Origin of the sequence: Nonomuraea sp. NPDC049486, assembly GCF_040676925.1 — a bacterium.
GTDB lineage: Bacteria > Actinomycetota > Actinomycetes > Streptosporangiales > Streptosporangiaceae > Nonomuraea > Nonomuraea ferruginea.
The window spans coordinates 1-6,625 of record NZ_JBFAPV010000038.1; the positions used below are offsets into that span (position 1 = coordinate 1).

The following is a 6,625-nucleotide window of genomic DNA, read 5'->3' on the forward strand; positions in this document are numbered from 1 at the left end:
TGCCCAAGGGCAGCGAGCCCACCAAGATCGGCGAAGGCGCCGACGGCGTCAACTGCCTGTACTCCTCGTCCGACATCACCTACCGGTAGCCCGCAAGTGCCGGGGAGGGGCGACCTTCCCCGGCACGTGATGTTAGCGATAACACAAGGAGACCCATGAGACTCCTCGCCATCATCCTCACCCTCTTACTTCTCCCCGCGCTCCCCGCCAACGCCGCCCCCGTGAACCTGGCCACCGCGGCGACCCCCTCGGCCTCGTACACCTCGCCCTGGGAGAGCGTCAACGCGATCAACGACGGCGTCGACCCGCCGCGCTCCAACGACACCGCCAACGCCCGCTGGGGCACCTGGCCCCAGACCGGCACCCAGTGGGCCGAACTGACCTGGCCCACGGCCCAGACGATCACCTCCGCCGAGGTCTACTTCTTCGACGACAACGGCGGCGTACGAGTCCCCGCCTCGTGGAAGCTCCAGCGCTGGAGCGGCGGCTCGTACATCGACGTTCCCGGCACCTACCCCACCGCCGTCAACGCCTACAACCGCGTGACCTTCTCCCAGATCAGCACCGTGCGGCTGCGCGTCGTCCTGCAGAGCGGCGCCGCGTCCGTCGGCCTCCTGGAGGTCAAGGCGATCGGCGACGACGGCAACCCCTCGACTCCCTGGAACCCGCCGGCCAACCTCGTCACCCCGCTCAACGAGGTCTGGCAGCACGTCGAGAGCACGTACCCGAACCTGTACGGATTCCGCAACTACGGCTGGGACCAGATCATGGCCAACGGCGGATCCATCAACTACTGCGTCCGCTGGGACTCCAGCGCCACGGTGACGGCCGCCCAGCGCGACCGCATCCACGCCACGCTGGCCCGCCAGTTCAAGAAGTGGATGGACGTGATGGCGGGCCAGGAGGGCTGGCCGTACACGAACGTCCCCGTGAAGGTCGTCGGCTGGGCCGTACGCGACCGCAACCAGCTCCAGTGGACGGACAACTCCGTCGACATCTACGTCGGCGACATCCGCGAGAACGCCCCCCAGTGCGTCGCCGCCTGCGGGCGCTTCTTCAACCAGAACGGCACCTACCCGAACTGCCCCGGCGGCGCGGCGCGCCACTACGACATGTCCCTGTGGCTCACCGCCGGCATGGGCGGCGGCGCGGGCGGCGACTGGGGCCAGCGGCTCGGCAGCGAGTACTACATGGCCAACCTGGACGCCGACAACATGCACATCCTGCTGCACGAGATCGGCCACTCGTTCGGGCTGGACGACTTCTACGACTGGACGCCGTCCGGGGTGTGCTGCTTCCTGATGAAGGCGGGCAGCGCGTCGTCGATCACGGACTTCGACGCGTGGATGTTCCGCGACTGGTGGCGCCACTTGAAGAGCCGCTACGGCCGCTGAGGCAGCGGCACGCTCATCTCCCGGACCTGGCCTGCCATCCCAGGCCAGGTCCGTTCGCCGGTTCCGGAGAGCCATGTCCGACGAAACGTCAGGCGTAACGTCCTGGTGCGGCCGGGCGAGCGTGGGCTTTCATGTGATCACTCGGAGAAGGGGTGTTCCATGGAAAGGCGTGGAGCGGTGACGGAAGTGACGCGCATACGCGGGGGTGAGAGCCTGGCCGGAGCCCTTGAGGGCGACCTGGCCGAATGGTCGCGGCGCACGGGGATCGCGGTGGAGGTGTGGGCGCTGCCCGCGGCCGACGTGGCGCCGCTGGTCGCCAAGGTGGTTCTGGAGGCGCTGGCCGAGGCGCTCGACAACGTGGAGAAGCACAGCGGGGCCACGACGGTGTCGATCGCCGTCACGACGGGCCGCGGCGGCCTGCGGATGACGGTCAGCGACCACGGCAAGGGCTTCGAGCTCGCGCGGGTGGGCCGGGGCGTCGCCCGCATGGAGGCGGCGCTGGCCGAGGCCGGCGGGTCGCTGTCGGTCAACAGCGTGCCCGGCGAGGGCACCACCGTGACGGCGGTCGTGCCCAAGGCTCACTGCCGGTGACGGTGACGGTGACCACGATCGTCATCGGCCGGCACGGCTGAGCAGGTCCTCGGCCTGGGCGCGTAAGGGAGCCGCGCCCATGTCGTCGATCTCCGGCAGCGCCTCCTCGACGATCCGCACGGCCTCGGCGGGCTGTCCGGTGCGCATCCTGACCTCGGCGATGGCCAGCCGGGTCCTCAGCAGGACGTTCTGGATCCGGAAGGCGGCCGCGAGCTCCGCTGCGAGCCCCAGCTGGGCGTCGGCCTCCTCGTAGTCGCCGGCGTCGGTGGCGGCCTGGCCGAGGCCCAGCCGGGCATAGGCCTCGCCGCCGTCGTCGCGCACGTTCGCCACGGAATCGACGACCGTGAGGAACGCGGTGCGCGCGTCGTCCAGCCGCCCCATCAGCCGGTAGGCCTCGCCCAGCCAGAGCAGCACGGGGAGCCGCTGCCAGGGCTTCGCGCTACGCGACGCCACGGCCAGGGACTCCATGAGGTACGGCAGCGCCTCGTCGAAACGTCGTTCGGCCAGGTGGATCTGGGCGATGCCGCGCAGCGCGATGGACTCCGCGTGATCGTCCCCCACGCGGCGCGCGGCCTCACGACTCCACAGGCTGCGGCGCATGGCGCTGTCGAAGTCGCCACGCGCGCGATCCATCACCGCGCGGGCCTTCCACAGCTCGACCAGGCCGTGCTCCTCGTCCAGCTCCAAGAAGACCCGCTCGGCCCACGCGTACTGCGCGTCGGCCTCCCGGTGGTCTCCGCAGATCATGCTCGACTCCCCGAGCAGGGTGACGACCAGCGCCTCCACCCGCCTGTCGCCCGATCGTCGCGCCGCCTGCCGCGCGGTGCCGAGCAGGTCCGTGTACTCGCCGAGAGCGTTCTGTACGGCGCCCAACCAGCAGCCCGCAAGGGCGACCGCCCAGCACTCGTCGAACAGCCCCAGCGCGAACGTCTGCGTCACCAGCCCGTTCATCGTCGCCGACTCGGCCTCCAGCCAGCCGACCCCGTGCCGTGCCGGAAAAGCCAGGATCTCCGGGTCCACGTCGGCGGCGACCTCCCGGGCCAGCCGCAGTTGGTACTCCTGGCCGCGGTCCGCCTCCCGCGCCGCGTTGGCCAGGCCGATCACGTATCTGGCCGCGGCCCGGACGCCGTCGGTTCCCGGCTCGCTCTCCGCCATCCGCTCCCGGCCGTACGCGCGGACGAGGTCGTGCATGCCGTATCTCATCTGCCCGACGCGATCCCGGTTGAGCGGCTGCACCCAGTTGCTCTCGGCCAGTCGTTCCATCAGCTCCTCGGCCTCGGCGTGATCCGTCTCGCCGACCGCGGCGGCCAGCCACAGCGGGAAGTCGGGGACGTCGAGTGCCGCCAGACGCCGCAGCAGCCGCCGTTCCTGCTCGCTCAGTGCCTGGTGGCCCAGATCGAAGCTGGCTCGTACGGTGAGGTCGGAGTAGGACAGCAGATCCAGCCGCCGGTGCTCGTCCGCCAGCCCCCGGGCGAGCTCGTGCAACCCGCGGTGCGGCCGGGCCGCGAGCCGGGCGCCCGCGATGCGCAGCGCGAGCGGCAGCCCGCCGCACAGCCGCGCCACCTCGCGGGCGCTCTCGGCGTCGTCCGAGACCCGCCCGGTTCCGGCGACGCGCCCGAGGAGCTCGACCGACTCCTCCTCGCTGAACACGCGCAGGCCGATCACCGCCTGCGCGCCCAGGCCGGTCAGCCGCCTGCGCGAGGTCACCAGCGCCGCGCAATCCGCCGAACCGGGCAGCAGGGGCCGGACCTGGTCCTCGTTCGCGGCGTTGTCGAGCACGACGAGCGCCTCCCGGCGCGTCAGCAGCGAGCGGTAGAGAGCGGCGCGCTCGTCCAGGTCCTCGGGGATCGCCCCGCTGTCCACCCCCAGCGCCCGCAGGAACCCGGCGAGCACCTCCGCCGGCCCGGCCGGCGTCGGGTCCGCGCCGCGCAGATTGGCGAACAGCTGGCAGCCGGAGAAACGGGACAGCACCCGGTGCGCCACGTGGACGGCGAAGACCGTCTTGCCGATGCCCGGCGCGCCCGCGACCACGGCGATCCGCGGAGCCGTGCCGGCCTTCTCACTCAGCGCCCCCACGGCGGCGGCGATCTCCTCTTCGCGGCCGGTGAAGTCGGTGGTGTCGGCGGGAAGCTGCGCGGGCGCGGCCCACCCCTGCCCCGGCATCCCTGGATCACGGCCCCTGGCCGCCGCCCGGCCGGCCCAGGAAAGCGCCCGCCCCGCGCCGAGGAACTCGTCCCGCTCGTCCCCGGCGAGCTCCAGCGCGACGGCGAGCAGTTCCACCGTCCGGGTCCTCGGGCTGCGCCCCCGCTCCATCTCACCGATCGACCGCGAGCTGACGCCGGCCCGCTCGGCGAGCTCCTCCTGAGTGAGCTGGAGGCGGATCCGGTGCCGCCGGAGCAGCACCGCGAACCCGCCCTGATCGACGATCATGCCGCGAGGCTAACGCACGAGCGTCCGGCCCCCGGGCTGAGCACCAGGCGTGGTGGTACCGGGGTTCCGGCCGCACGGTGCCCAAGATCCTCAAGATGGAACGTCTTGCCGAGGCTCTTGATCTGCGTCTCAGCGTTCGTCTTCAGCCGCTCCGCGAGGCCGGCTGAGGACGGCTTCCGTCGGGGGCAGGCTTGCGAGCAGCTCGGACACACGGATCGTCGCGCCGTGATCCGGGCCGTAGAGCCTGTTGAGGTCGTCCCGCAAGTCCGTCAGCGTCGCGCGGGCCTTGTCGGCGGCACCGACGCTGACCTCCAGCTCGCCTATCTGGCGACGCAGTTCCAGGAGGCGCGCGTCGTCCTCGGGGAAGCGGCTCATATCATCTGCCAGCAGCTCCCGCATGATGTGGAGCGCGAGCTCAGGATCGCCCGCGTGAACGTGACAGGTCGCTTCCTGCAGCTTGCAGTGGGATATCTGCTCGTGGTCAGGCTCGGCCTGCCGGAGCAGGTCGTCCGCGATCTGCTGGAACTCGCGCGCGGCCCGCCGATGGTTTTGGCCGTCGAACAGGACGTTCGCGAGCTGCCAGCGCAGGCCGATCACATCCGGGTCGGCCACCCCCAGGTTGTGGCTCGCCGGAGCGGCGACCTCGGCGAGTACGTCCGCCGCGTCGCCGTACCGTGACTCCTTGGCGAGAGACATCGCCCGCCTGCGAGCGAGCCCGATGTCACTCCGGCTGAACTCGTCATTCATGGGGGTGTTCTCCGTAGCGGGGAACGCCGACCGGACTCCGTCGGTAAGAGTACGACTGATCGCGTGCTGCCGCCTTCGAAGCTATGCAGCCGAGGAGGGTGCGGGCGATGCGATCCCTGCGTGACGGGCGTGCGATTCACTTACTGGACATCGAGAACCTGACGGCGTCCCCCCTGCCGACCATGGCGGAGGTGGAGCAGACGATGACCGAGTACCGGCAGCGGGTGCCGGTCGGCCCCCTGGACCAGTTCGTCGTCGGTGTCAACCCCCGCTCACTGGTCGAGGTCGGCCGCGGGATCCGCGGAGCCCAGATCCTGACCCGCTCGGGCCCGGACGGCGCCGACAGCGTGCTGACGGAGACGGCGGTCGGCGACCGCATCGACCTGCGCTTCGAACGGGTCTTCATCGGCTCGGGCGACGGCTACTTCGCCGACCTCGTCGCCTGGCTCGCCACCGCCGGCGTCCGCGTCACCATCGTGACGCGCCACGGCCTGCTGAGCTGGCGCCTGTACGTGGCCACCAGCGACATCACTTACCTGGAGACGGCTCTGGCAGCCTGACCGAGATCATGTTCGCAGCCGGAGTGGCATCCCATCAATTAATGCGCCAGCGTTATAGTTGATGGTATGCCAGAGGACTGGCTGACTAGTGATGAGGCGGCAGGCCTGCTCGGAGTGACGGCCGGGCGCGTCAATGCCTTGGCCAGATCGGGGGAGTTGGCCTACCGGATGGCGGGCCGTACGCGGCTTGTCGACCCCCTCTCCGTCCAGCGGCTCTTGTCGACCACCCGACGTCGGCCGGGGCGGCCGTTGGTGCCACGGTCCGCATGGGCGGCCTTGTTGAGCGACCTGGGGACGGTCAACTGGATCGAACTCACCGCAGCGCTGGGGATGTCGCCGAAGCAGCGCCACAACCTCAAGGGGTTGATCGCTCGGAGCCCTGCCGAGAACTGGGACAGGCTGGCGAAGGCTCGCGCCGCCGTCTACCGGGTTCGTGTCCGGCCTGCATACCTGAACGAGATCTTGCAATGGGACAGGGTTGTCCCTTCTGGGGTCTCCGCGACCGCTCAACATGGGCTAGACCTCATCGCGGCGGAGGAGGCGGAGGCTTATCTCAGTCACCAGACCTGGCGACTGCTTCAACAGGAGTTCCACCTCGACACCAGCCCGTCGGGCAACCTGGTGCTACGGTTTCCCTCTGTAACCGATAAAAAACTTTCCGTTGTTCTCGGTCGTGACGTGATGCCGGTCGCGGTGGTCGCGGCGGATCTTCTCGACAGCGGCGATCCGCGCTCCCGCCGCACCGCCCTCCAGATCATCAACCAACTCCTGGAAGCAACCCCCCGTGACTGAAATCCAGCTCCCTCGTCGTAAGCAATCAGAAGGTTCTGTGACGCTGGGTGATAGGTGCTGATCAGGCTTCGAGTGCGACCGGCGGCATCCAGAGGTTGCCGGTGAAGGCGC

6 protein-coding genes are annotated in these 6,625 nt (G+C 70.1%); 4 read left to right on the forward strand and 2 right to left on the reverse strand.

The features are described 5' to 3' along the window. The first annotated feature begins 155 nt into the window (after window positions 1-155). Together AB0K05_RS44310 and AB0K05_RS44315 are read left to right on the forward strand one after the other, a co-directional pair. A complete protein-coding gene (locus AB0K05_RS44310; protein ID WP_364237844.1) occupies window positions 156-1,394 on the forward strand; it encodes a hypothetical protein in 1,239 nt (412 codons plus the stop codon). A gap of 186 nt (window positions 1,395-1,580) precedes the next feature. Next, on the forward strand, window positions 1,581-1,985 hold the full coding sequence (locus AB0K05_RS44315) for an ATP-binding protein (RefSeq protein ID WP_364237847.1): 405 nt from the start codon (window positions 1,581-1,583) through the stop codon (window positions 1,983-1,985). A 21-nt stretch (window positions 1,986-2,006) separates the two neighbouring features. Here AB0K05_RS44315 and AB0K05_RS44320 read toward each other — a convergent pair whose 3' ends face one another. Next, the gene (locus AB0K05_RS44320) at window positions 2,007-4,415 is read right to left on the reverse strand and encodes an NB-ARC domain-containing protein (RefSeq protein ID WP_364237850.1); all 2,409 of its coding nucleotides are present in this window, start codon (window positions 4,413-4,415) and stop codon (window positions 2,007-2,009) included. A 129-nt stretch (window positions 4,416-4,544) separates the two neighbouring features. Then, entirely contained in the window at window positions 4,545-5,162 is a 618-nt protein-coding gene (locus AB0K05_RS44325; RefSeq protein WP_364237852.1) for a hypothetical protein, read from the reverse strand. A 107-nt stretch (window positions 5,163-5,269) separates the two neighbouring features. On the opposite strand from AB0K05_RS44325, the gene AB0K05_RS44330 reads away from it, so the two are divergent. After that, the gene (locus tag AB0K05_RS44330; RefSeq protein WP_364237854.1) at window positions 5,270-5,722 is read left to right on the forward strand and encodes a hypothetical protein; all 453 of its coding nucleotides are present in this window, start codon (window positions 5,270-5,272) and stop codon (window positions 5,720-5,722) included. Window positions 5,723-5,788: 66 nt separating this feature from the next. Next, on the forward strand, window positions 5,789-6,514 hold the full coding sequence (locus AB0K05_RS44335) for a helix-turn-helix domain-containing protein (RefSeq protein WP_364237856.1): 726 nt from the start codon (window positions 5,789-5,791) through the stop codon (window positions 6,512-6,514). The last annotated feature ends 111 nt before the right edge of the window (window positions 6,515-6,625 follow it).

Excerpts from the sequence above, each read along its gene's own strand:
- AB0K05_RS44325 (WP_364237852.1), bottom strand. The coding sequence starts at position 5,162 with ATGAATGACGAGTTCAGCCGGAGTGACATCGGGCTCGCTCGCAGGCGG.
- AB0K05_RS44310 (WP_364237844.1), top strand. The coding sequence starts at position 156 with ATGAGACTCCTCGCCATCATCCTCACCCTCTTACTTCTCCCCGCGCTC.
- AB0K05_RS44335 (WP_364237856.1), top strand. The coding sequence starts at position 5,789 with ATGCCAGAGGACTGGCTGACTAGTGATGAGGCGGCAGGCCTGCTCGGA.
- AB0K05_RS44330 (WP_364237854.1), top strand. The coding sequence starts at position 5,270 with ATGCGATCCCTGCGTGACGGGCGTGCGATTCACTTACTGGACATCGAG.
- AB0K05_RS44320 (WP_364237850.1), bottom strand. The coding sequence starts at position 4,415 with ATGATCGTCGATCAGGGCGGGTTCGCGGTGCTGCTCCGGCGGCACCGG.